Source organism: Sanguibacter hominis ATCC BAA-789 (assembly GCF_012396185.1).
GTDB lineage: Bacteria > Actinomycetota > Actinomycetes > Actinomycetales > Cellulomonadaceae > Flavimobilis > Flavimobilis hominis.
Genome location: NZ_JAAXOW010000002.1, coordinates 329,627 through 353,477 on the forward strand (window position 1 = coordinate 329,627; position 23,851 = coordinate 353,477).

Below are 23,851 nucleotides of genomic sequence, written 5' to 3' on the forward strand. Positions count from 1 at the left end.
GTGGGTCTGTTTGGACGGCGTGTGAAGGAACAGCCGAGCGAGGAGCTGCCCGACGCCGAGGCCACCGCGGCCGAGGAGACCGAGGCGCGCCCGGACCACGGTCCGTGGGACGTCAGCCAGGTCGACGACGCGAGGGCGAGCCGTGTCGACCTCGGCTCGATCCTCCTGCCGGGCGTCCAGGGCATGCAGGTGCGCATGGAGCTCGACAAGAACACGCAGGCCGTCACGGGCGTGTCCGTCATGGTCGACAGCTCTGTCCTGCAGATCCAGGCGTTCGCTGCTCCGCGCATCGCGGGCATCTGGGACGAGATCCGCGACGAGATCCGCGAGTCGCTCACGACGCAGGGTGCGACTGTCGACGACATCCCCGGCCGGTTCGGTCGTGAGCTGTTCGTCAAGGCCCCCGCGAAGGACGGCGAGGGCAAGGACGTCGTCCGCGTCATCCGCTTCCTCGGGGTCGACGGCCCGCGCTGGTTCCTCCGCGGCGTCCTGACCGGCAAGGCCACGGTGGACCCGCAGGCTGCCGGCCTCATGGAGGCGCTGTTCTCCCAGGTCGTCGTCGTGCGCGACGAGGTGGCGCGCGCCCCGCGCGAGCTGCTCCCGCTGCACCTTCCTGACCAGCCCGAGATGAAGCAGGTGGACGAGTCTGCGCCCGAGCCGGAGACCCCGGCCGAGAAGGCCGCAGCCCCCGACCTCAACCCGCTCGAGCGCGGCCCCGAGATCACCGAGATCCGGTGACCGCCGCACGTGCGGCGGCCCGGACGGCCTGAGGGGACTGACATGTCGTTGCGTACCGCGCTGCGGCGCGTCCTGGCGAGCCAGGACGAGGTCGCCGCGACCGAGGAGCGTGTCCGCTCTGCGAAGCAGGGCACGACGGCGATCAGCGACCTCGTCGAGCGTCGCCCCGCCGAGGTGTCGGGGATCGTGCGGTCTGTCGTGCTGCGGCCGACGGACCGTGTCCAGGCGGTCGAGGCGGAGCTGTTCGACGGCTCTGGCTCGGTCGACCTCGTGTGGCTCGGGCGTCGTCGTCTCGCGGGCGTCGAGCCTGGCAGGCGCGTGCGCGTAGCCGGGTTCGTCACGAGCGACCGCGGCCGCACCGTGATCTACAACCCGCGGTACGAGCTGCTGCCGCAGTCGACCGACGTGCAGCCTTGAGGGCTGGGAGAGAGCAGGACGTGGACCAGAGCACCCCGCACGACGACGCGTCCGGTACGGAGCCCACGGAGGCACAGGTCGCGCAGGCGCGCGGCATGCGCGCCCTGACGGCGAGCGAGTTCTCGCTCCAGGAGGCGGTCGGCGGGGTACGTGGCGTGATCGAGGCGCTCCTGCCAGGGCTGGTCTTCGTCGTCGTCTACCTGCTGACGTTCGAGCTGACGCCGACGCTCATCGCGTCCGCCGGGATCGCCGTGCTCCTCGTGCTCGTGCGGCTCGTGCAGCGCACCCCGGTCACGCAGGCGTTCTCGGGCCTGCTCGGCGTCGCGATCGGCGTCGTGTGGGCGTGGCGCTCGGGAGAGGCCTCCGACTACTTCCTCATGGGCCTGCTCACGAACGGCGCCTACCTGCTGGCGTGCCTCGTCTCGATCGTCGTGCGATGGCCTGCGATCGGCGTCGTCGTGGAGCTGTTCCGGCTCGGCTTCGCCGAGACGAAGGCAGCGCGTCCGTCCCACGCGGAAGAGGGCGCGGACGACGCACCAGCCAACCCGTTCGCGGGCTTCAGCGCGTGGCGCTCGTCGCACGCGCTCGTGCGCCGCTACACGCTCGCGACGTGGCTGTGGGTCGGTCTGTTCGCGATCCGGCTCGCCGTGCAGGTCCCGCTGTACGTCGGGTCGCAGGTCGGCTGGCTGGGCACCGCGAGGCTCGCGATGGGCATCCCGCTGTGGGCGGTCACGCTGTGGGGGACGTGGATCCTTGTGCGCCAGTCAGCAGGTCGGACAGAGCAGCCTCGTCCGCGTCCCGGCCACTGACGAGCAGCAGCTCGTCGCCAGCCTCGAGCGTGTCGTCGGCTGTCGGCGCGAGCGGCTGAGCGTCGCGGACGACCGCAGCGAGGACCGTGTCAGTCGGCCACGGCACTGAGCCGACCGTGCGGCCCACGAGCCACGAGTCCGGCGGGACCGTGAGCTCGAGGATCCCTGCACCGGACTGGTGGAACGTGAAGATCCGCACGAGGTCGCCGACGGCGACGGCCTCCTCGACCATCGCCGTCATGATGCGCGGCGTCGACACCGCGACGTCGACACCCCACGACTCGTCGAACATCCACTCGTTCTTCGGGTTGTTGACGCGCGCGACCACTCGGGGCACGCCGAACTCGGTCTTCGCGAGCAGCGCGATGACGAGGTTCGCCTTGTCGTCGCCGGTCGCAGCGACGATGACGTCGCACTCGTCGACCTTCGCCTCGGAGAGCGTCGACAGCTCGCACGCGTCCGCGAGGAGCCAGTCCGCCTCGGCGACCGACGCGACACGCATCGCGGTGGGCTGACGGTCGATGAGCACGACCTCGTGGTCGTGGGCGAGCAGCTCGCGGGCGATCGAGCGGCCGACGGAGCCGGCACCGGCGATGACGACGCGCATCAGACCTCCTCGGTCGGGGCGTGGGTGAGGATCCGTTCGACGTCGGCGACGTCGACCGAGCGCACGAGGACGTGCAGCACGTCGTTCTCCTGGAGCGCCATGCCGGGGCGCGGCAGCTCGGCCGCGCCGAACCGGGTGACGAACGCGACGCGCGCGCCGGTCGCCTCCTCGACGACCGTGAGCGAGCGGCCCACCCAGCCGGGGTGGAAGTCCGTCTGGCACAGGCGCACCTGGCCGGACGGGTCGCGGTAGTCGTCCGTGGTGCCGAGCGGCAGCAGGCGCCGCATCACCTGGTCGGACGTCCAGCGCACGGTCGCGACCGTGGGGATGCCGAGCCGCTGGTAGATCTCCGCGCGGTGCGGGTCGTAGATGCGGGCGACGACGTTGTCGACGCCGAACGTCTCGCGCACGACGCGTGCGGCGAGGATGTTCGAGTTGTCGCCGTCGGACACGGCCGCGAAGGCGTACGCCTCGTCGATGCCGGCCTGCTCGAGGGTGTCCCGGTCGAAGCCCAGGCCGGTGACCTTCTTGCCGGTGAAGGTGGGGGCGAGGCGACGGAACGACTCGGGGTTCTGGTCGATGATGGCCACCGAGTGGCCGTTCTTCTCGAGCGAGTGCGCGAGCGCCGCTCCGACGCGTCCGCAGCCCATGATCACGAAGTGCACAGACCTGAAGGTATACCTCCCGGGACCTTGTTGCGCCCATCACCGCCAGAACAGGCCTAGCATTGCTCAACGTGTCGGACATCATGGATGCGGCGAAGCGGCTCGTGCTCGGCAGGCCGATGCGGAGCGACGGCCTGGGGCACACGCTGCTGCCCAAACGCATCGCCCTCCCCGTCTTCGCGTCTGACGCGCTGTCCTCGGTCGCGTACGCGCCGGACGAGATCCTCCTGACGCTCGCGCTCGCCGGTTTCACGGCGACGACGATGTCGCCGTGGATCGGCGTCGCGGTCGTCGGCGTGCTGCTCGTGGTGGTCGCGTCGTACCGGCAGAACGTGCACGCGTACCCGTCGGGTGGCGGTGACTATGAGATCGCGACGGAGAACATCAGCCCGCGCGCTGGCCTGACGGTCGCGTCGGCGCTGCTCGTCGACTACGTCCTGACGGTCGCCGTGTCGATCTCGTCGGGCGCGCAGTACGCGGCGACGGCGATCCCCGCGCTGCGCGGGCACGAGCTGCCGATCGCGGTCGCGCTCATCATCCTGCTGACGATCGCAAACCTTCGTGGCGTCAAGGAGTCCGGGAAGATGTTCGCGATCCCGGTCTACCTGTTCATGGCCGCGGTCGGAGCGACGGCGGTCATCGGGTTCGTCCAGTTCGTCACGGGGAACCTGGGACGGGCGGAGAGCGCGTCGTACGACGTCGTGCCGTCGTCCGCGTTCGACCAAGGTCTCGTGGGGCTCGCGGGGGCGTTCCTCATCGCCCGCGCGTTCGCGTCGGGCTGTGCCGCGCTGACCGGCGTCGAGGCGATCTCCAACGGGGTCCCCGCGTTCAAGAAGCCGAAGTCCCGCAACGCTGCGACGACGCTCGCGCTGCTCGGCCTGACGTCGATGTTCATGATCATGTCGATCCTGCTGCTCGCGTCGGCGACGGGTGTCGTCTACGTCGAGGACCCCGCGACGGACCTGCTGATAGACGGCCACGCGCCCGTCGGCTACGTCCAGGTGCCGGTGCTCTCGCAGCTGGCGCACACGATCTTCGCGTCGTTCCCGCCGATGTTCTACGTCGTCTCGGCGGTCACGGGCCTCATCCTCGTCCTCGCCGCGAACACGGCGTTCAACGGCTTCCCCGTGCTCGGCTCGATCCTCGCGCGCGACGGCTTCCTGCCGCGTCAGCTGCACAAGCGCGGGGACCGCCTCGCGTTCTCGAACGGCATCGTGTCCCTCGCGTTCGCCGCGATCGTGCTCGTTGTCCTGTTCGACGCGCAGGTCACCCGCCTGATCCAGCTCTACATCGTCGGCGTGTTCGTGTCCTTCACGCTCTCGCAGCTCGGCATGGTGCGGCACTGGACGACGGCGCTGCGCCTCGCGTACGACCCGGTGCAGCGGTCGAAGATGAAGCGGTCGCGCGTCCTCAACGTCGTGGGGCTGGGGATGACGGGCACCGTCCTCATCGTCGTCCTCGCGACGAAGTTCACGCACGGCGCGTGGATCGCGCTCCTCGCGATGGCGGGCGTGTTCCTGGTGATGCGCGCGATCCGCAAGCACTACGACGCGGTTGCGGAGGAGCTCGAGCTCGACGAGGACGTCGCGACCGAGCGTGCGCTGCCGAGCCGGGTCCACGCGATCGTGCTGATCTCCAAGGTGCACAAGCCGGCGATGCGCGCCCTCTCGTACGCCCGCGCGACCAGGCCCTCCGTGCTCGAGGCCGTCACGGTCTCGGTCGACGCCGACGAGACGGCGCGGCTCGTCGAGCACTGGGAGTCCCTCGACCTGCCGATGCCGTTGCGCGTCCTCGACTCGCCGTTCCGTGAGATCACCCGGCCCGTGCTCTCGTACGTGCGCTCGGTGCGCCGTGAGAGCCCGCGCGACCTCGTCGTCGTCTACCTGCCCGAGTATGTGGTGGGTCACTGGTGGGAGCAGCTGCTGCACAACCAGAGCGCCCTGCGGCTCAAGGGCCGCCTGCTCTTCACGCCCGGAGTCGTCGTGGCCTCGGTACCCTGGCGTCTGGCCTCCACGGCGTCGACCGCCGGCACCGAGCCGGTGCTCTACGCGAGGCCGACCGAACCTGACGACACGAAGGCACCATGACCCAGCCCCCCGCACGACCTGCCCGATCCTCCTCCCGCGGCCCCCGTCCCGGCTCGTCCCGGCCGGTCCGCCGCACGCGGCCCGGTGCTGAGGTCGACGCGCCCGTCGACATGCCGCTCGTCGAGGTCGAGGTGGGGCCGGTCGCGCACGGTGGTCACTGCGTCGCTCGGCACGAGGGCCGGGTCGTCTTCGTGCGGCACGCCCTTCCGGGCGAGCGTGTGCGCGTCCGCCTGACAGCGGCTGCGCCGGACGCGAAGTTCTGGCGCGGCGACGCGGTCGAGGTGCTCGAGTCGAGCCCGGACCGGGTCCCGTCCGCGTGGCCCGCCGCTGGTCCGGGCGGGGTCGGCGGTGCCGAGCTCGCGCACGTGCGTCTCGACGCGCAGCGCGAGTGGAAGCGCCAGGTCATCGAGGAGCAGCTGCGCCGCATCGCCCACCTCGATCTCCCGGTCGTCGTCGAGGCAGCCCCGGGCGACGACGAGCGCGGCGGTCTCGCCTACCGCACGCGCATCGAGCTCGTGGCCGACGCCGAGGGCCGCGCCGGGATGCGCAGGCACCGTTCGCACGACGTCGTCGCGCTCGACGCGATGCCGCTGGCGACCGAGTCGGTCGCCGCAGCCGCCGAGGCGTTCGGCGTGTTCAGCGGCCGCTGGACGGCAGGCGCTCGGCTGGACGTCGTCGCGCCCGAGGGCGGTGCTGAGCCGATCCTCCTCGTCGACGGCGAGCCCTGGCGTGGCACGCGAGTCGACCGCCGCCCGAACGCCCGCCGCACGGTCGTCGAGACCGTGACGGTCGGCGGCACGGAGCACCAGTTCCGGGTCGCGGCTGACGGGTTCTGGCAGGTGCACCGGGAAGCGCCGGCGCTTCTCGCGCAGACCGTGCTCGACTCGGTGGGCGACGTGCTCGACGCGACCGTCGTCGACCTGTTCGCAGGATCGGGGCTCTTCACGGCACCGCTCGCCGCGGCGACCGGACCGGTCGGTCGGGTCGTGTCCGTCGAGGGTGACGAGCGGGCGGTCGCGTCCGCCCGCCGCAACCTGCACGGGGCGGACCATGTCGACCTTTGGGCAGGCGACGTCGCGCGTGTCCTGCGCGACGAGGGCCACGGCGCGGTCGGGGGAGCGGACGTCGTCGTGCTCGACCCGCCGCGCGCCGGCGCCGGACGTGCGGTCGTCGACCAGGTCGTCTCGCTCACCCCTGACCGCGTCGTGCTCGTGTCGTGCGACCCGGCCGCGCTCGCGCGCGACCTCGGTCTGTTCGGCGAGCAGGGCTACGACGTCCGCTCGCTGCGCGCGTTCGACCTGTTCCCGATGACGCACCACGTGGAGTGCGTGACGGTCCTCGAACGTGCCTGACGCCGGACCGCTCTAGGCCGACGCGCCGCCGGCCGCAGCGCTGTCGCGCTGCGCCAGGCCGCGCTCGATGACCGCGACGATCGCGGCGTCGTCGGGCTGCGTCTGCGGGCGGAAGCGGTGCACCGAGTCGTCCGGCAGGATGACGAACTTCTCGAAGTTCCACTTCACGCGGCCCGCGTGGCCGCTCGAGTCGGGGACCTTGCGCAGCTCCGTGTAGAGCGGGTGGCTGTGCCGGCCGTTGACCTTCGTCTTCTCCATGAGCGGGAACGTCACGCCGTAGGTCGTCGAGCAGAACTCGGTGATCTTCTCGGCGGAGCCCGGCTCCTGGCCTGCGAACGAGTTGCACGGGAACCCGAGCACCGTGAACCCTCGCGGGCCGTACGTGCGCTGGAGCGCCTCGAGCGTCGCGTACTGCGGTGTGAGGCCGCAGCGGGACGCGACGTTGACGACGAGCACGACCTCGTCGGCGTGCTCCGCGAGGGAGGTCGTCCGGCCCTCGATCGTGGTCAGGGGGATGTCGCGCAAGGTCATCGGACCAGGATAGGCGTCGCTCGTGCGGGTGCAGCCGGCGGCGCCGGGCAATTATGCAAGGCGTGTCTCACTTATCTTGACGTCAAGATAAATGGTAGGCTGGCAGGTGGTTGCGCAGGTGTTACTGCGCTCATGCCCGCCTAGGCTGGGGAGTGCCCCCGTCTGATCACCACCCGAGCAAGCGACGACGCGAGGGCGCTGCGCGCCACGTCGTCGAGGCTCGGCCGACGCTGGAGTTAAGGAGCCATCGTGAGCAGTGTCGACACGTTCGGTGCAAAGGGAACCCTCGAGGTGGGGGACGCGTCCTACGAGATCTTCCGCCTCTCCGCGGTCGACGGGCTCGCCCGCCTGCCGTACTCGCTCAAGGTTCTCGCCGAGAACCTGCTTCGCACCGAGGACGGCGCGAACATCACCGCCGACCACGTGCGCGCCCTGGCCGGGTGGGACCCGGACGCCCAGCCGGACACGGAGATCCAGTTCACGCCCGCCCGCGTGATCATGCAGGACTTCACCGGTGTCCCGTGCGTCGTCGACCTCGCGACGATGCGTGAGGCCGTCGCGGACCTCGGCGGCGACCCGTCGCGCATCAACCCGCTCGCCCCCGCCGAGCTCGTCATCGACCACTCCGTGCAGATCGACGTCGCCGGCCGCGCCGACGCGTTCCGTCGCAACGTCGAGATCGAGTACGAGCGCAACCACGAGCGCTACCAGTTCCTCCGCTGGGGCCAGACGGCGTTCGACGACTTCAAGGTCGTCCCGCCGGGCACCGGCATCGTGCACCAGGTCAACATCGAGTACCTCGCCCGCGTCGTCATGACCCGCGAGGTCGACGGTGCGCTGCGCGCTTACCCCGACACCTGCGTCGGCACCGACTCGCACACGACGATGGTCAACGGTCTCGGCGTGCTCGGCTGGGGCGTGGGCGGCATCGAGGCCGAGGCCGCGATGCTCGGTCAGCCGGTCTCGATGCTCATCCCGCGCGTCGTCGGCTTCAAGCTGTCCGGCCAGATCCCGACGGGCGTCACGGCGACCGACGTCGTCCTCACGATCACGCAGCTGCTGCGCCAGCACGGCGTCGTCGGCAAGTTCGTCGAGTTCTACGGCGAGGGCGTCTCCCAGGTACCGCTCGCGAACCGCGCCACGATCGGCAACATGAGCCCCGAGTTCGGCTCGACCGCCGCGATCTTCCCGATCGACGACGTCACGCTCGACTACCTGCGCCTCACGGGCCGCAGCGACGAGCAGGTCGCGCTCGTCGAGGCGTACGCCAAGGAGCAGGGCATGTGGCTCGACCCGGCCACCGCCCAGGAGCCCGTCTTCTCCGAGTACCTCGAGCTCGACCTGTCGACGGTCGTCCCGTCGATCGCCGGCCCGAAGCGCCCGCAGGACCGCATCGAGCTCTCCCACGCGAAGAGCGCGTTCACGCGCGACCTGCCGAACTACGCGCCCGAGGTCCTCAACGGCATCGACGAGGCCGAGAAGGAGTCCTTCCCGGCGTCCGACTCGCCCGCGATCGCCGAGCCCGTCCGCAAGACGGTCGAGGTCACGAGCCCCGAGGGCTCGACGTACGAGCTGTTCCACGGTGCGGTCGCGATCGCGTCCATCACGTCGTGCACCAACACGTCGAACCCGTCGGTCATGCTCGCCGCCGGCCTCCTCGCGAAGAAGGCCGTCGAGAAGGGTCTGACGGCCAAGCCGTGGGTCAAGACGTCGATGGCGCCGGGCTCGCAGGTCGTCACGAACTACTACGAGAAGGCCGGCCTGTGGCCGTACCTCGAGAAGCTCGGCTTCCACCTGGTCGGCTACGGCTGCGCCACCTGCATCGGTAACTCGGGCCCGCTCTCGGACGAGGTCTCCGCCGCTGTCAACGAGCACGACCTCGCCGTCGTCTCGGTGCTCTCCGGCAACCGCAACTTCGAGGGTCGCATCAACCCCGACGTGAAGATGAACTACCTCGCGTCCCCGCCCCTCGTCATCGCGTACGCGCTCGCCGGGACCATGGAGTTCGACTTCGAGCACGAGCCGCTCGGCCGTGACGAGTCGGGCCACCCGATCTTCCTGCGTGACATCTGGCCGTCCACCGAAGAGGTCCAGGCGACGATCGACTCGTCGATCAACCGCGAGATGTTCACCGCCGACTACGCGGACGTCTTCGCGGGAGACGACAAGTGGCGTGCGCTCAATACCCCCGAGGGCGACACGTTCGCGTGGGACTCCGAGTCCACCTACGTCCGCAAGCCCCCGTACTTCGAGGGCATGGGCCTGACGCCCTCGCCCGTCGAGGACATCACGGGCGCGCGCGTCCTCGCGAAGCTCGGCGACTCGGTCACGACCGACCACATCAGCCCGGCCGGTGCCATCAAGCCGGACTCGCCCGCGGGCCGCTACCTCGCGGAGAACGGCGTCGAGCGCCGTGACTTCAACTCCTACGGCTCGCGCCGCGGCAACCACGAGGTCATGATCCGCGGCACGTTTGCCAACATCCGTCTGCGCAACCAGCTCCTCGACAACGTCGAGGGCGGGTACACGCTCGACTTCACGACTGGCGAGCAGGCCGCGATCTACGACGCGGCCCAGAACTACGCTGCGGCGGGCACCCCGCTCGTCATCCTCGGTGGCAAGGAGTACGGTTCCGGCTCCTCGCGCGACTGGGCGGCGAAGGGCACGGCGCTCCTGGGCGTGAAGGCTGTCATCACGGAGAGCTTCGAGCGCATCCACCGCTCGAACCTCATCGGGATGGGCGTCCTGCCGCTGCAGTTCCCCGAGGGGGAGAACGCCGAGTCGCTCGGCCTCGACGGGACCGAGACGTTCGCGATCTCGGGCATCACGGCGCTCAACGACGGCACGACGCCACGCACGGTCGCCGTGACCGCCACCAAGGCCGACGGCTCCACCGTCGCGTTCGACGCGGTCGTCCGCATCGACACGCCCGGAGAGGCGGACTACTACCGCAACGGCGGCATCCTGCAGTACGTCCTGCGGTCGCTCGTCGCGGCCTGACGCACGCACTCACGACGGCGTCACGCGAGGTAGTACACCGCCACAAGCGCTTCCATGCGTTCAGTGTGCGCCCCCGGGGGCCTGGGTCGAGGCCGCGCCGCGAGTGCGACGCGGCCTTGTGCACCTAGCTCGACGCGGTGTCGTCGGCCGGGGTGAAGCCGAGGACCTTGCCGTAGAAGGCCAGCTCGACGGTGAAGGCTCGCTGGATCGTCTCGGCCTTCCGGAACCCGTGCCGCTCGCCTTCGAACAGGATCAGCTCGACGTCGAGGCCACGCGCCGCGACGGCGTCGGCCATCGTCTGGGCCTGGTTCGGCGGGACGACTGTGTCCTCCGTGCCCTGCAGCAAGATCATGGGAGCGCTCAGCCGGTCGGTGTGGTGGATCGGGGACCGCTCGACGTACAGGTCGCGGCGCTCCGGGTACGGGCCCACGAGCGAGTCGAGGTAGTGCGACTCGTGCTTGTGCGTCTCACGCGCGAGCGCTTCGAGGTCGCCGACGCCGTAGAGGCTCGCGCCGACTGCGAACGTGTCGGTGAACGTCAGGGCGGCGAGCGTCGTGAAGCCGCCCGCGCTGCCGCCCCGGATGGCGAGCCGTCGCCCGTCGACGCGGCCCTGCTCGGCGAGCCAGAGCGCGCCCGTCTCGCAGTCGCGGACGTCGACGATGCCCCACTGCCCGCGCAGCCGTTCCCGGTAGGCACGGCCGTAGCCGGTCGAGCCGCCGTAGTTGACGTCGAGCACCGCGATCCCGCGCGTCGTCCAGTACTGGACCGACGGCGAGAACCCGGGGAGCGTCGCCGCCGTCGGGCCGCCGTGCGACATCACGACGAGCGGCGGCAGCGTGCCAGGCTCACCCGTGTACGCCGCGGACCTCGGAGCGTAGAAGAAGCCGTGCGCGACGCCGTCGCCGGACGGCCACGTGACCGCCTCCGCGACCGACACGTCGTCGGGAGCGAGAGTCGGGTTCGCGCTCGCCCGCAGCACCCGCACGCCGTCGCCCTCGCGTCGCGCGCCGAGATCGATCTCGACGAGCGCCGCGGGCCGGGTCGGGTGCTCGGCGATGACGACGACGCGGCCCTCCGTCGCGGCGACGCCACCGGCGGGCTCCCACTCGCCGTCCCACACCTCGAGCTGGCCGTTCGTGACCCGCACCGAGCCAAGGCGGCGGTGCCCGGCGTCGGACCACGTCACGACTGCGAGCTCGTCGTCGAGCATGGCGTACGTCCGGGTGCCGAATCCCCACTGCGGGGTCGACAGCTCGACCTCCGCCGGGCGCACGGCGCGCGTCCGGGGCGTGTCGCCGGTCAGCTCGGTGCGGTACAGGTTCCACCAACCCGTCCGGTCGTCGACGTGCAGCAGCTCGCCCGTCGACGTCCACAGCGGCTCGGTCACGCTGACGTCTGCGCCGCCGGCGATCGTGCGGCGCTCCAGGACGCGCAGGCCGTGCACCCCGCGCGCGAGCTCGCCGACGCGCAGCTCGGTCCCGTCCCACGGCATGGCCGGGTGGTCCCACGAGAGCCACGCGAGCAGCTCGCCGTCCGGGCTCACGCGCGGAGACGTGAGGAAGTCCGGCCCTTCGACGAGGACGGTCACGAGCGACCCGTCGTCGGAGGCGGAACCGTCGAGCGGGACCGCGACGATCGCAGCCGGCGGGTTCGTCAGCTGTGCGCCGGGTGCGCCGTGGTCCTCCGAGACGGCGACGAGCAGGCCGTAGCCGGGCACGACGTCGAGGTCCGCGTAGCGGCGGCCGTCGGCAGGTGTGAGCGGCACGGGCGCCGCGAAGCCGTCACCGTCACGGTCGACGCGGTACAGGCGGTCGTCCTCCGCCCGCGACACGACGACGCCGCCCGGCACGACGGTGTACGACGCGCCGCCATACTCGTGGGCACGGGTGCGCACGTCGAACGTCGAGCCGTCCGGCAGGGTCGACGGGATGACGTCCGTGAGCGTGCCGTCCGCAGCGCGTCGCACGAGCACCTGCCGCCCGCCCTCCTGCGGGCGCCCCTCGAGCCAGTAGGTGTCCTCACCGTCGACAGCGGGCTCGCTCAGCCGCACGACGTCCGTCGTGAGGGAGACCGCGGTGAGCGGCGAGGGCCAGGAACCGAACGGGGCTGGGGTGTGGGCGTCGTTGCTCATGGAGCCATCCTCGCTGATGCGTGGCACGCGCGTGCGGGTCCCAGGTCTCATGCGCTCGGTCGGGCACAGCCCTGCCGGATCACCACGGGATCTCGACCGCGCGGCCGCGGTCCCACGGGACCGACCAGCCGAGCCCGTCGAGGATCCCGCTCAAGACGATCGCCGTGAAGCCCCACACGACGTTGCCCGCGACCTCGAACGCCGGGCCGCGATAGGTGCGGCCGCCACGCTCGAGCGCGGTCGTGCCCCGGTTCGACGGCGAGACGAGGTCCGCGACGGGTGCGCGGAAGACCTGGGCCGACTCGCCATGGTCGACGACGCGCACCGCCGTGGGGCGCGCCCACCAGCCGAGGACCGGGGTGACGAGGTGGTCGCTGACCGGGAGGGGGAGCGCGCCGAGCGTGCCGAGCACCTCGACACCTCCGGTGTCGAGTCCTGTCTCCTCCTCGGCCTCGCGCAGCGCCGCCGCGACGAGGTCGTCGTCCGTCGGGTCCATCCGACCGCCTGGGAAGGCCACCTGACCGGGATGGTGGCGCAGCGTCGAGGCGCGCCGCACGAGCAGCACGTCCAGGTCCGCCGGGACAGCGGGCGCGTCGTTCGCGTGCTCCGCGGGGACGTCGTCGAGCCGCCCGAACAGCACGAGCACCGCCGCGGGACGGGACGCGTCCGCGTCGGGCAGCCGGCCTGTCGCCGCGCGCCAGTCGATGCCCTCGGCGGCGAGTGCGCGCAGCTGCGCGAGAGCGTCCACGTCAGCCGCGCCGATACCTCACGGCGTCCGCGAACGTGCCCAGCCCCACGAACGCGCGCGGCGCGAGGCTCGGCAGCCGTTCGCGGCCCTGCTCGCGGATCGCCGAGATCTGGTCCGCAGTCAGCTCCTCCGCGGTCTCCGGCTCGTCGAGCCAGGCGCCCAGCATCGGCGCGTCGACCTCGAGGTGGAACTGGAACGCCGTCGCGCTTCCCAGCCGGAACGCCTGCACGGGCGTCACGTCCGTCGACGCGAGCACCGTCGCGCCGTCCGGCGCCTCGACGCCGTCCTCGTGCCAGTGCAGCACGTCAGGGTCCGCGTGCGCATCCACGACGAGCGGATAGAGGTACGGGTCACGGATGCCGTCGCCCGTGACCGCGACGGGGCCGAAGCCCAGCTCGTGGTGCGCACCCGCGTGGAGCGCAGCCCCGTGCGCGACCGCGAGGAGCTGCATGCCGAGGCACACGCCGAGCACTGGGATGTCGGCCTCGACGGCCGCGACGAGGAGGTTGCGCTCCGCGACGAGACCCGGGTGCTCGTCGTCGTCGAGCGCACCAGCCGCGCCACCCATGACGACGAGGCCGCCGAGGCGGCTCACGTCGGGCAGGTGCGGGTCGTGCTCGTCGAGGACCGTCCGGACCGTCCACGGGATGTCGCGTTGCTCGAGACCGCGAGCGATCAGGCCGGGGCCCTCCCAGGCGGCGTGCTGCAGCACCAGCACGGGTGCGTCGTTGAACTCCACGGGGACGACTCTACGCACGTCGCGGCCGCGCACGGGTGAACCCACGCGTCCCGTCACCAGCCTGCGGGCAGCGGGCGACCTTCCTCGTAGCCTGCGGCCGACTGGATCCCGACGACCGCGCGCTCGGCGAACTCCTCGAGAGAGCGCGCGCCGGCATACGTGCACGACGAGCGCAGGCCTGACGTGATCTCGTCGATCAGGTCCTCGACGCTCGGACGGGCCGGGTCGAGGTACATGCGCGACGTCGAGATGCCCTCCTCGTACAGCGCCTTGCGGGCGCGGTCGAAGGGGGAGCCGGACGCCGTGCGTGCGGCGACCGCGCGGGCCGACGCCATGCCGAAGCTCTCCTTGTAGAAGCGCCCCGTGCCGTCGTCGTGCAGGTCGCCCGGGCTCTCGTACGTCCCGGCGAACCACGAGCCGATCATGACCTGGCTCGCGCCGGCCGCGATCGCGAGGGCGACGTCGCGCGGGTGACGCACGCCGCCATCAGCCCACACGTGCTTGCCGAGCTCGCGGGCCGCCGCGGCGCACTCGAGGACCGCGGAGAACTGGGGGCGACCGACACCGGTCATCATGCGGGTCGTGCACATCGCGCCCGGGCCCACCCCGACCTTGACGATGTCGGCGCCGGCCTCGACGAGGTCCCGTACGCCGTCCGCCGTCACGACGTTGCCCGCGACGACCGGCACGCCCGGCGAGACCGAGCGGACCGCGGCGAGGGCCTCGAGCATCTTCTGCTGATGACCGTGCGCGGTGTCGACGACGAGCGCGTCCGCGCCTGCCGCGAGCAGGCCCTCGGCCTTGGCCCGGACGTCGCCGTTGATGCCGATCGCTCCCGCGACGCGCAGGCGGCCGGAGCCGTCGAGCGCGGGGGAGTAGAGGCTCGAGCGCAGCGCGCCCTTGCGGGTCAGGACGCCGACGAGGCGGCCGTCGCGCACGACGGGCGCGACCTTCCGGCGCGCCGAGTGCAGCTGGTCGAACGCGCGGCGCAGCCCGTCGGCGCCCTCGAGGACGCTCGCGTCGAGCGTCGCAGGCTCGGCCGACATGACCTGGCGCACCTGGGTGAAGCGGTCGACGTCGCGGCAGTCCTCGGGCGTCACGATCCCGACGACGCGGTCGTCCTCGACGACGATCGCAGCACCGTGCGCGCGCTTGCCCATGAGGGTCAGCACGGTGTGCACCGTGTCGTGCGGAGCGATCGTCACGGGCGACTCGATGACCGGGTCCTTCGTCTTGACGTCGGCGATGACGTTCGCGACGACCTCGACGGGGACGTCCTGAGGGATGACCGCGAGCGCGCCGCGGCGTGCGACCGTCTCCGCCATGCGGCGCCCGGCGACCGCAGTCATGTTCGCGACCACGAGGGGGATCGTCGTCCCGGTGCCGTCCTGCGACGCAAGGTCGACGTCGAACCGCGAGGTGACGTCCGAGCGGGACGGGACGAGGAAGACGTCGCCGTAGGTGAGGTCTGTCGTGGGGGCCTGGCCCTGGAGGAACTTCATGCCTCGAGTCTAGGTGCGCCGTGCGACACGGGGACGGGACCCAGGGCTGCCCGACCCGGTCCGTGAAGCTCGGTCGGACCCCTAGGTGAACGGCAGGTGAACGAGCAATGAAATGTCCACAGATCAGCCGTGATCTGGCGCGGTTCAGGACCTCCAGGGGGTGGACAACACCTTTCCTGCCCCCATCATTGAGGACGTGGCAGAGCTCCTGATTCTCACGCTGGTGATCATCACCGCCCTCGCATTCGACTTCACGAACGGGTTCCACGACACCGGGAACGCCATGGCGACCTCGATCGCGACGGGCGCCCTCAAGCCCCGCACCGCGGTCGCGCTCTCGGCGGTCCTCAACCTCGTCGGCGCGTTCCTCTCGGTGGCCGTCGCGGCGACCGTCGCCAAGGGCATCGTCAACCTCGACGGCGTCGCTGGGGACGCCCTCCTGACGATCGTCTTCGCCGGCCTCGTCGGTGGCATCCTGTGGAACGTCTTCACGTGGCTCCTCGGCCTGCCGTCGAGCTCGTCGCACGCCCTGTTCGGCGGCCTCATCGGTGCCGCGCTGCTTGCGCTCGGCACGAGCGGCGTCGTCTGGGGCGGCGTCGTGGCCAAGATCCTCCTGCCGGCCCTCCTCGCGCCCGTCGTCGCCGGCCTCGTCGCCGCGATCGGCACCTGGGTCGTCCACCGCATCGTGCGGGGCGTCCCGGAGAAGACGCAGGAGCGCGGCTTCCGCTGGGGTCAGGTCGGCTCCGCGTCCCTCGTCTCGCTCGCGCACGGCACGAACGACGCGCAGAAGACGATGGGCGTGATCTTCCTCGCGCTCGTCGCGCACGGCACTGTGACCGCAGACGACCACATCCCGTTCTGGGTCATCGCCGCGTGCGCGATCGCGATCGCGCTCGGCACCTACCTCGGCGGCTGGCGGGTCATCCGCACGCTCGGCAAGGGCCTCGTCGAGATCTCGTCCCCGCAGGGGATGGCTGCTGAGACGTCGTCCGCCGCGATCATCCTCACGTCGTCGAGCCTCGGGCTGCCGCTCTCGACGACGCACGTCGCGACCGGCTCGATCCTCGGCTCGGGCGTCGGCCGCCCGGGCGCCGAGGTGCGCTGGGGCGTCGCCGGACGCATGGGTGTCGCGTGGCTCATCACGCTGCCCGCCTCGGGTCTCGTGGGCGCAGCGTGCTGGTTCCTCGCAGACCTGGTCGGCGGAGCGACCGGCATCCTCGTGGTGTTCGCGATCCTCGTCGCGGCCTGCTTCGTGATGTGGCGGCACTCCCGCAAGGAGCCGATCAACCCCGACAACGTCAACGACGAGTGGGACGACGCCACGCCGAGCCTCGGCGACGCTGTCGACGAGGCCATGGCCGGCGTGACCGACGTCGCGTCGCCCGCCTGCCCGCAGGACCGCGCCGCGGTCGAGTCACCCGCCGTCCCGGCCACGGTCTGAGAGGACTGGACATGAACGCTGCAGAGCTCGGTATCTCCCTCGCCAAGGTCATCGCAGTAGGCCTCGTGCTCGGCGCCGGCCTGCCGGCGATCTTCGCGATCGGCATCCGTTCGACCGCCATGGTCGAGACCGGTCCTGACGGGGTCGATCGCATGACAGCCGCGGGCCGTGTGCGTGCGGTCGCGTGCTTCGGCGTCGTGCTCGCCGCGGTCGCGGCGGGCATCGTCTGGATCGTCTCCGGCGGGCACTGAACCTTCGCGGACGCTCCACCGTCGCCGACGCCGCGCGCGGCGCGCACGTGCGGTACCCCCGTAGAGTGGGAGACCGGCGGACGTCCGGTACCCGGTCGGGGCCGGAGACCTGGAGGACGACGCGATGGGGCTTCTCGAGCAGATCACGGGACCGGCGCGCCTGCGCACGCTGACGATCGCGCAGACGGAGCAGCTTGCCGCCGAGATCCGCGAGTTCCTGGTGCAGGCGGTCTCACGGACCGGAGGCCACCTCGGCCCGAACCTCGGCGTCGTGGAGCTGACGATCGCGATGCACCGCGTCTTCAGCTCGCCGACGGACACGTTCGTGTTCGACACGGGCCACCAGTCCTACGTGCACAAGCTCCTGACGGGGCGCCAGGACTTCTCGAGGCTGCGCCGCCACGACGGCCTGTCGGGATATCCGAGCCGTGCCGAGTCTGAGCACGACGTCGTCGAGAACTCGCACGCGTCGACCGCCCTGTCGTGGGCGGACGGGATCGCCAAGGCCAACGCGCTCAAGGGTTCGCTGGACCGGCACGTCGTCGCGGTGATCGGCGACGGCGCGCTCACGGGCGGCATGGCCTGGGAAGCCATCAACAACATCGCCGGTTCGACGGACGAGCGCCTCGTGATCGTCGTGAACGACAACGGCAGGTCCTATGCGCCGACGATCGGCGGCCTCGCGCACCACCTCGACACGCTGCGCACGACGCGCGGGTACGAGCAAGTGCTCAGCTGGGGCAAGCGCACGCTCAAGCGGTCGGGCCTGCCGGGTCGCGTCACGTACGACGCGCTGCACGGCTTGAAGAAGGGCATCAAGGACGTCGTCGCGCCGCAGGGCATGTTCGAGGACCTGGGGCTGAAGTACATCGGCCCGGTCGACGGCCACGACGTCGCCGCGCTCGAGCGCTCCCTGAGCGCCGCGCGCGCGTTCGGTGGTCCTGTGCTCGTGCACGTGATGACGGAGAAGGGGCGCGGATACTCGCCCGCGGAGCAGGACGTCGCCGACCGGTTCCACGCCGTCGGGCAGATCCACCCGGAGACGGGACTGCCGGTCGCTCCGTCGCGCTTCGGATGGACGTCGGTGTTCGCCGACGAGATCGTCGCGATCGGCCGACGGCGGCCTGACGTCGTCGCGATCACGGCCGCGATGCTCAACCCGGTCGGGCTGGCGCCGTTCCAGGCGGAGTTCCCGCACCGCACGTTCGACGTCGGCATCGCTGAGCAGCACGCGGTCACGTCCGCGGCCGGGATGGCTTTCGCGGGCATGCACCCGGTCGTCGCGGTGTATGCGACGTTCCTCAACCGTGCGTTCGACCAGGTGCTCATGGACGTCGCCCTGCACCGTGCCGGGGTCACGTTCGTCCTCGACCGCGCGGGCATCACGGGAGACGACGGCGCGAGCCACAACGGCGTGTGGGACCTGGCGATGCTGCGTATCGTGCCGGGGCTGCGCCTCGCGGCGCCGCGCGACGAGTCGACGTTGCGCGCGGCACTGCGCGCGGCGGTGGACGTCGACGACGCCCCGACGGTCGTGCGCTACCCGAAGGGCTCTGTCGGCCCGGACCTGGTCGCTGTCGACGAGCTCGACGGCGTGGACGTCCTCGCGCGGCACGAGCCGGGCGACGGCGAGGAGCGCCGCGTGCTCGTCGTGGGGATCGGCTCGATGGCGCAGACCGCGCTCGGGCTGGGGGAGAAGCTCGCGGCGCTCGGCCTCGGGTGCACGGTCGTCTCGCCGACGTGGGTGCTGCCGGTTCCCAGCGCCCTCGTGAAGTCGGCGGGGGAGCACGACCTGGTCGTCACGATCGAGGACGGGCTCGCGGACGGGGGCGTCGGCGCGCTCGTGCGTGAACGTGCCGCCGAGGCGGGGGTGCGCACTCCTGTGCACACGGTCGGGCTGCCCACCGCGTTCCTTCCGCACGCGAGCCGCGAGCAGGTCGCGGAGGGCAACAGGCTCACCGTGCCCGACATCACGGCGGACGTGCTGCGGCTCCTGGGGGGATGACCCAGGCGCGCACCCCGTGACCTGTGGGAGCCTTGTCGCCTGAGGGTTCTTCGACCTGTGACGCACGACTCAACAAATCGGGCATCGCAGAGCCATAGGTCCCAAGTCGTCCCACCAATTTCTCCCTACGGTGGAACCACGATCAGAACGATGATCCATCCACGAGGAGACGGCGATGACGACGACCGCAGACGGAACCACGGGTACCCCCGAGACCGTCACCATTGATGCTTGGCGCAACTTCGACAAGGGTCCCTGGACCGAGACCGTCGACGTGCGCGACTTCATCCTGCGCAACTACACCCCCTACGAGGGAGACGCGTCCTTCCTCGCCGGCCCGACGACGAAGACGCTGGCCGTCTGGGACACCCTGGAGAAGGACTACCTCTCCGTCGAGCGCGCGAAGCGCGTCTTCGACGTCGACACGCACACCCCCGCCGACGTCGACGCCTTCCCCGCCGGCTACATCTGCGCCGAGGACGACGTCGTCGTCGGCCTGCAGACCGACACCCCGCTCAAGCGCGCGATGATGCCCAACGGCGGGTGGCGCATGGTCGAGACCGCGATCCGCGAGGCCGGCCTCGAGCCCGACCCGCAGGTCAAGGAGATCTTCACCAAGTACCGCAAGACGCACAACGAGGGCGTCTTCGACATCTACACGCCGCGCATCCGCGCCGCACGCTCGTCGCACATCATCACGGGCCTGCCCGACGCCTACGGCCGCGGCCGCATCATCGGTGACTACCGCCGCGTCGCCCTCTACGGGGTCGACTTCCTCATCGCCGAGAAGGCGAAGGACAAGGACAAGGTTGCGGACCAGCCGTTCAGCGAGCACTGGGCCCGCTATCGCGAGGAGCACTCGGAGCAGATTCGCGCGCTCAAGAAGCTCAAGAACCTCGGCGAGCAGTACGGCTTCGACCTGGGCCGCCCTGCCGCGAACTCGAAGGAAGCCGTCCAGTGGACGTACTTCGGCTACCTCGCGTCCGTGAAGTCGCAGGACGGCGCCGCGATGTCGTTCGGGCGCCTCTCCGCCTTCTTCGACGCGTACTTCGAGCGTGACCTCGCCGAGGGCACGATCACGGAGCAGGACGCCCAGGAGATGATCGACGCTCTCGTCATCAAGCTCCGCATCGTGCGCTTCCTGCGGACCATCGACTACGACCAGATCTTCTCGGGCGACCCGTACTGGGCCACCTGGTCCGACGGCGGCATCGCCGAGGACGGTCGCACCCTCGTCACGAAGACCTCGTTCCGCCTGCTGCAGACCCTGCGCAACCTGGGCGCTGCCCCGGAGCCGAACATCACGATCTTCTGGGACGAGGAGCTGCCGGAGGGCTACAAGGAGTTCTGCGCCGCGATCTCGATCGAGACGAGCTCGATCCAGTACGAGTCCGACGAGCAGATCCGTGAGCGCTGGGGCGACGACGCGGCCATCGCGTGCTGCGTCTCCCCGATGAAGGTCGGCAAGCAGATGCAGTTCTTCGGGGCGCGCGTCAACGCCGCGAAGTCGCTGCTGTACGCGATCAACGGCGGACGTGACGAGGTCAGCGGCAAGCAGATCGTCACCGGCTACGAGCCGGTCAAGGGTGACGGGCCGCTCGACTTCGACGAGGTCTGGTCCAAGTACGAGGACATGCTCGACTGGGTCGTCGGCACCTACGTCGAGGCGCTCAACATCATCCACTACAGCCACGACAAGTACGCCTACGAGGCGATGGAGATGGCGCTGCACGACAGCGACATCATCCGCACCATGGGCTGCGGCATCGCCGGCCTGTCGATCGTCGCGGACTCGCTCTCGGCCATCAAGTACGCCACGGTCACCCCGGTGCGTGACGAGACCGGTCTGGTCGTCGACTACGTCACCGAGGGCGACTTCCCGAAGTACGGCAACGACGACGACCGCGCTGACGACATCGCGGCGACGATCGTGCACACGGTCATGTCGAAGATCAAGGCGATCCCGATGTACCGCGACGCGATCCCGACGCAGTCGGTCCTGACGATCACGTCGAACGTCGTCTACGGCAAGGCGACCGGCTCGTTCCCCTCGGGCCACGAGAAGGGCACCCCGTTCGCCCCGGGTGCCAACCCGGAGAACGGCGCGGACACGCACGGCATGGTGGCCTCGATGCTCTCGGTCGGCAAGCTCGACTACAACGACGCGCTCGACGGCATCTCGCTGACGAACACGATCACCCCCTCGGGCCTCGGCCGCACGAAGGACGAGCAGGTCGCCAACCTGGTCGGCATCCTCGACGCGGGCTTCATCCCGCAGGACTGACCCGACCGACACATTCGTAGGACCGACGGAAGGAAACGACGATGGGCAAGAAGTTCGACGAGCGCCTCGCCGACATGAAGGCGGCGCGGGACTGCAACGGCGGGGTCAAGGGCCTGTACCACGCCAACATCAACGTCCTGAACAAGGACACCCTCGAGGACGCCATGGAGCACCCCGAGAAGTACCCGCAGCTCACGGTCCGTGTCTCCGGATACGCTGTGAACTTCGTCAAGCTGACGCGTGAGCAGCAGCTCGACGTCCTCTCGCGGACGTTCCACCAGAGCGCCTGAGCCGTACCGCTGCCCCGCCCCGACCGAACAGAACGGAGATCAACGAGATGACCATCAGTCTTCCCGCCCCCGTGGTCGGCGGCGGGGCGAGCGGTGACCAGGGCTTCGACGCACCTGCGGGCCGCGCCGTCGGCGCCGGCACGGCGGCCCTCGAGCTGTCCGACGCCGACCGCACCGAGCGCTTCGCGCAGATGCGTTCCGGGCTCCTCGGCTCGGTGCACTCCTGGGAGCTCGTCACCGCGGTCGACGGCCCTGGGACGCGCATGACCGTGTTCTTGTCCGGGTGCCCGCTGCGGTGCCTGTACTGCCACAACCCCGACACGATGCAGATGCGCTCGGGAGACCCGGTCGAGGCGACCGAGCTGCTGCGGCGCATCCGCCGCTACCGCTCGGTGTTCCGCGCGACCGGCGGAGGGCTCACCCTCTCGGGTGGGGAGGTGCTCATGCAGCCTGCGTTCGCGGCGACGATCCTCGCCGGGGCGAAGGAGATGGGCATCCACACGGCGATCGACACGTCGGGCTTCCTCGGCGCGGCGTGCACGGACGAGATGCTCGACAACATCGACCTGGTGCTGCTCGACGTGAAGTCGGGCGACCCGGAGACGTACAAGAAGGTCACGGGTCGCGCGTTGCAGCCGACGCTGGACTTCGGCCGACGGCTCGCGGACAAGGGTGTCGAGGTGTGGCTGCGGTTCGTGCTCGTGCCCGGCCTCACCGACGACCCGGAGAACGTCGAGAAGGTCGCGGAGTATGCGGCGACGTTGCCGAACGTGTCGCGTGTCGAGGTGCTGCCCTTCCACCAGATGGGGAAGGACAAGTGGGACTCGCTCGGTCTCGACTATCAGCTCGGCGACACGAAGCCGCCGTCGAACGACGAGGTCGAAGCGGTCCGGGCTCGCTTCCGCAAGCGTGGGCTCACGGTCTACTGACCCGTACGCCTCATGACGACACGACGAAGGTCCGCGACACCTGTCGCGGACCTTCGTCGTTCCCTGTGTGCCCGCTCGTCGTCCCCTGACGATGGAGCGGCCCGCCGCCCGTCAGACGGTGAGCGTCACGCTCGTGCGGCCGACCGCGGCCTCGACGTGCTGTGACGTGGAGCCCGTGCGGGTCAGCACCCGCAGCTCCCAGCGCGCCGGGCGCGCGTAGAAGACGAACTCGCCCCCCGGGCCCGTGACGACCTCGGCTGTGAACTCACCGTCGGCGTCGTGCAGACGGACGTACGCCCCCGGGACCGGCTCGCCCTCGCGGGCGACGACGCCGTCGACGACCGTGGCGCCCGGCGCGACGACGACGTCGCCGCCCTGGGCGGGTGCACCGCACGTGCTCATGACTCCTCCTGGAGGTGGGTGAGGGCGGTCAGACCGCCGCGGGGACCTCGATCGGGACGCCGACGAGCGAGCCGTACTCGACCCACGAACCGTCGTAGTTCTTGACGTCCTTCTGCCCGAGGAGCTGGGAGAGGACGAACCACGTGTGGCTCGAGCGCTCGCCGATGCGGCAGTACGCGATCGTCGGGCGGTCGGTGTCGAGGCCGGCCGCGCCGTAGAGGGCGGCGAGCTCCTCGTCGCTGCGGAAGGTGCCGTCGTCGTTCGCGGCCTTGGACCACGGGATGTTGATCGCCCCGGGGACGTGACCGCCACGCTGCGAGTGCTCCTGCGGCAGGTGTGCCGGCCCGAGGATCTTGCCGGCGAACTCCTCGGGCGAGCGGACGTCGACGAGGTTCTTCGTGCCGATCGACGCGACGACCTCGTCGCGGAAGGCGCGCAGGCTCTGGTCCTGCTCGGTCGCGGTGTACGTCGTGGCGGGCCGGGTGACGGTGGCGCTGCTGAGCGGGCGGCCGTCGAGCTCCCACTTCTTGCGGCCGCCGTCGATCAGCCGCACGTCCTGGTGGCCGTAGAGCTTGAAGTACCAGAACGCGTAGGCCGCGAACCAGTTGTTGTTTCCGCCGTAGAGGACGACCGTGTCGTCGTTGGCGATGCCCTTCGCGGACAGGAGCGCCTCGAACTGCTCCTTGTTGACGAAGTCCCGGCGGACCGGGTCCTGGAGGTCGAGCTTCCAGTCGAGCTTGACGGCACCGTCGATGTGGGCGGCGTCGTAGGCGGTGGTGTCCTCGTCGACCTCGACGAAGACGAGTCCGGGGGTGGCGAGGTTGGCCTCGGCCCACTCGGTCGTGACGAGTACGTCGTTGCGTGCCATGGGTCCTCCTGCGGTGGCTGCTGCTGGTGGCGCGAACGTAACCGAGGGGTGGCAC

General features: G+C 70.7%; 19 protein-coding genes and 1 pseudogene. 11 read left to right on the forward strand and 9 right to left on the reverse strand.

All coding sequences use genetic code 11. The annotated features are described in order from the left end of the window. Positions 1-21 precede the first annotated feature (21 nt). The 3 genes from HF995_RS08050 to HF995_RS08060 are packed head-to-tail and all read left to right on the forward strand — an operon-like array spanning position 22 to position 1,964. The gene (locus tag HF995_RS08050) at positions 22-738 is read left to right on the forward strand and encodes a DUF3710 domain-containing protein (protein ID WP_350308787.1); all 717 of its coding nucleotides are present in this window, start codon (positions 22-24) and stop codon (positions 736-738) included. 42 nt (positions 739-780) lie between these two features. After that, a complete protein-coding gene (locus tag HF995_RS08055) occupies positions 781-1,155 on the forward strand; it encodes an OB-fold nucleic acid binding domain-containing protein (protein ID WP_168447289.1) in 375 nt (124 codons plus the stop codon). A 20-nt stretch (positions 1,156-1,175) separates the two neighbouring features. Then, positions 1,176-1,964, forward strand: a complete 789-nt coding sequence (locus HF995_RS08060) for a DUF3159 domain-containing protein (protein ID WP_350308788.1) — start codon at positions 1,176-1,178, stop codon at positions 1,962-1,964. On the opposite strand, the gene HF995_RS08065 is transcribed toward HF995_RS08060, so the two are convergent. Further along, positions 1,885-2,571 carry a potassium channel family protein gene (locus HF995_RS08065; RefSeq protein ID WP_168447290.1) on the reverse strand — a complete coding sequence of 229 codons (687 nt, stop codon included), beginning with the start codon at positions 2,569-2,571 and terminating at the stop codon, positions 1,885-1,887. The genes HF995_RS08060 and HF995_RS08065 overlap by 80 nt on opposite strands. Then, positions 2,571-3,221, reverse strand: coding sequence for a potassium channel family protein (locus tag HF995_RS08070; RefSeq protein WP_168447583.1), 651 nt, complete (start codon positions 3,219-3,221; stop codon positions 2,571-2,573). Before HF995_RS08070 ends, HF995_RS08065 begins: the two co-directional genes overlap by 1 nt. Before the next feature lie 86 nt (positions 3,222-3,307). On the opposite strand from HF995_RS08070, the gene HF995_RS08075 reads away from it, so the two are divergent. Together HF995_RS08075 and HF995_RS08080 are read left to right on the forward strand one after the other, a co-directional pair. Then, positions 3,308-5,323 (forward strand): APC family permease, encoded by a 2,016-nt coding sequence (locus HF995_RS08075; protein WP_168447291.1) that lies wholly within the window; start codon positions 3,308-3,310, stop codon positions 5,321-5,323. After that, positions 5,320-6,675 carry a class I SAM-dependent RNA methyltransferase gene (locus HF995_RS08080; RefSeq protein WP_168447292.1) on the forward strand — a complete coding sequence of 452 codons (1,356 nt, stop codon included), beginning with the start codon at positions 5,320-5,322 and terminating at the stop codon, positions 6,673-6,675. Before HF995_RS08075 ends, HF995_RS08080 begins: the two co-directional genes overlap by 4 nt. Before the next feature lie 12 nt (positions 6,676-6,687). Here the strand turns inward: HF995_RS08080 and HF995_RS08085 are convergent, their stop codons facing one another. Further along, positions 6,688-7,206 carry a glutathione peroxidase gene (locus HF995_RS08085; protein WP_168447293.1) on the reverse strand — a complete coding sequence of 173 codons (519 nt, stop codon included), beginning with the start codon at positions 7,204-7,206 and terminating at the stop codon, positions 6,688-6,690. Positions 7,207-7,455: 249 nt separating this feature from the next. Here HF995_RS08085 and acnA point away from each other — a divergent pair, with 249 nt between their 5' ends. Next, the gene (gene acnA, locus HF995_RS08090) at positions 7,456-10,206 is read left to right on the forward strand and encodes an aconitate hydratase AcnA (protein ID WP_168447294.1); all 2,751 of its coding nucleotides are present in this window, start codon (positions 7,456-7,458) and stop codon (positions 10,204-10,206) included. A 124-nt stretch (positions 10,207-10,330) separates the two neighbouring features. Here acnA and HF995_RS08095 read toward each other — a convergent pair whose 3' ends face one another. The 4 genes from HF995_RS08095 to guaB1 all read right to left on the reverse strand — a co-directional run bounded on the left by HF995_RS08095 (position 10,331) and on the right by guaB1 (position 15,326). After that, positions 10,331-12,337, reverse strand: coding sequence for a S9 family peptidase (locus HF995_RS08095; protein ID WP_168447295.1), 2,007 nt, complete (start codon positions 12,335-12,337; stop codon positions 10,331-10,333). 79 nt (positions 12,338-12,416) lie between these two features. Further along, on the reverse strand, positions 12,417-13,085 hold the full coding sequence (locus HF995_RS08100) for an NUDIX hydrolase (protein WP_350308789.1): 669 nt from the start codon (positions 13,083-13,085) through the stop codon (positions 12,417-12,419). A 1-nt stretch (position 13,086) separates the two neighbouring features. Beyond that, on the reverse strand, positions 13,087-13,824 hold the full coding sequence (locus tag HF995_RS08105) for a type 1 glutamine amidotransferase (RefSeq protein ID WP_168447296.1): 738 nt from the start codon (positions 13,822-13,824) through the stop codon (positions 13,087-13,089). 53 nt (positions 13,825-13,877) lie between these two features. Then, positions 13,878-15,326, reverse strand: coding sequence for a GMP reductase (gene guaB1 / locus HF995_RS08110; protein ID WP_168447297.1), 1,449 nt, complete (start codon positions 15,324-15,326; stop codon positions 13,878-13,880). Positions 15,327-15,522: 196 nt separating this feature from the next. On the opposite strand from guaB1, the gene HF995_RS08115 reads away from it, so the two are divergent. From HF995_RS08115 to pflA, 5 genes and pseudogenes are all read left to right on the forward strand, one after another. After that, positions 15,523-16,767: an inorganic phosphate transporter gene (locus tag HF995_RS08115; protein WP_350308790.1), complete on the forward strand. Its 1,245-nt coding sequence runs from the start codon at positions 15,523-15,525 to the stop codon at positions 16,765-16,767. An 11-nt stretch (positions 16,768-16,778) separates the two neighbouring features. Beyond that, complete coding sequence (locus tag HF995_RS08120) at positions 16,779-17,018, forward strand: hypothetical protein (protein ID WP_168447298.1); 240 nt, start codon at positions 16,779-16,781, stop codon at positions 17,016-17,018. Between the two features lie 124 nt (positions 17,019-17,142). Further along, the gene (gene dxs / locus HF995_RS08125; protein WP_168447299.1) at positions 17,143-19,023 is read left to right on the forward strand and encodes a 1-deoxy-D-xylulose-5-phosphate synthase; all 1,881 of its coding nucleotides are present in this window, start codon (positions 17,143-17,145) and stop codon (positions 19,021-19,023) included. A 175-nt stretch (positions 19,024-19,198) separates the two neighbouring features. Next, positions 19,199-21,597, forward strand: a pseudogene (gene pflB, locus HF995_RS08130) (formate C-acetyltransferase). A 47-nt stretch (positions 21,598-21,644) separates the two neighbouring features. Then, positions 21,645-22,526 carry a pyruvate formate-lyase-activating protein gene (pflA, locus tag HF995_RS08140; RefSeq protein ID WP_168447302.1) on the forward strand — a complete coding sequence of 294 codons (882 nt, stop codon included), beginning with the start codon at positions 21,645-21,647 and terminating at the stop codon, positions 22,524-22,526. Positions 22,527-22,637: 111 nt separating this feature from the next. Here the strand turns inward: pflA and HF995_RS08145 are convergent, their stop codons facing one another. Continuing rightward, positions 22,638-22,928, reverse strand: coding sequence for a DUF1416 domain-containing protein (locus tag HF995_RS08145; RefSeq protein ID WP_168447303.1), 291 nt, complete (start codon positions 22,926-22,928; stop codon positions 22,638-22,640). Between the two features lie 28 nt (positions 22,929-22,956). After that, entirely contained in the window at positions 22,957-23,796 is an 840-nt protein-coding gene (locus tag HF995_RS08150) for a sulfurtransferase (protein ID WP_168447304.1), read from the reverse strand. Between the last annotated feature and the right edge of the window lie 55 nt (positions 23,797-23,851).

Bases quoted from the DNA above. Each gene is read 5' to 3' on its own strand.
- HF995_RS08150 (WP_168447304.1), bottom strand. From the start codon at position 23,796: ATGGCACGCAACGACGTACTCGTCACGACCGAGTGGGCCGAGGCCAAC.
- HF995_RS08085 (WP_168447293.1), bottom strand. From the start codon at position 7,206: ATGACCTTGCGCGACATCCCCCTGACCACGATCGAGGGCCGGACGACC.
- HF995_RS08095 (WP_168447295.1), bottom strand. From the start codon at position 12,337: ATGAGCAACGACGCCCACACCCCAGCCCCGTTCGGTTCCTGGCCCTCG.
- HF995_RS08145 (WP_168447303.1), bottom strand. From the start codon at position 22,928: ATGAGCACGTGCGGTGCACCCGCCCAGGGCGGCGACGTCGTCGTCGCG.
- pflA (WP_168447302.1), top strand. From the start codon at position 21,645: ATGACCATCAGTCTTCCCGCCCCCGTGGTCGGCGGCGGGGCGAGCGGT.
- HF995_RS08120 (WP_168447298.1), top strand. From the start codon at position 16,779: ATGAACGCTGCAGAGCTCGGTATCTCCCTCGCCAAGGTCATCGCAGTA.
- dxs (WP_168447299.1), top strand. From the start codon at position 17,143: ATGGGGCTTCTCGAGCAGATCACGGGACCGGCGCGCCTGCGCACGCTG.
- HF995_RS08065 (WP_168447290.1), bottom strand. From the start codon at position 2,571: ATGCGCGTCGTCATCGCCGGTGCCGGCTCCGTCGGCCGCTCGATCGCC.
- guaB1 (WP_168447297.1), bottom strand. From the start codon at position 15,326: ATGAAGTTCCTCCAGGGCCAGGCCCCCACGACAGACCTCACCTACGGC.
- HF995_RS08055 (WP_168447289.1), top strand. From the start codon at position 781: ATGTCGTTGCGTACCGCGCTGCGGCGCGTCCTGGCGAGCCAGGACGAG.
- HF995_RS08080 (WP_168447292.1), top strand. From the start codon at position 5,320: ATGACCCAGCCCCCCGCACGACCTGCCCGATCCTCCTCCCGCGGCCCC.
- HF995_RS08070 (WP_168447583.1), bottom strand. From the start codon at position 3,221: ATGGGCTGCGGACGCGTCGGAGCGGCGCTCGCGCACTCGCTCGAGAAG.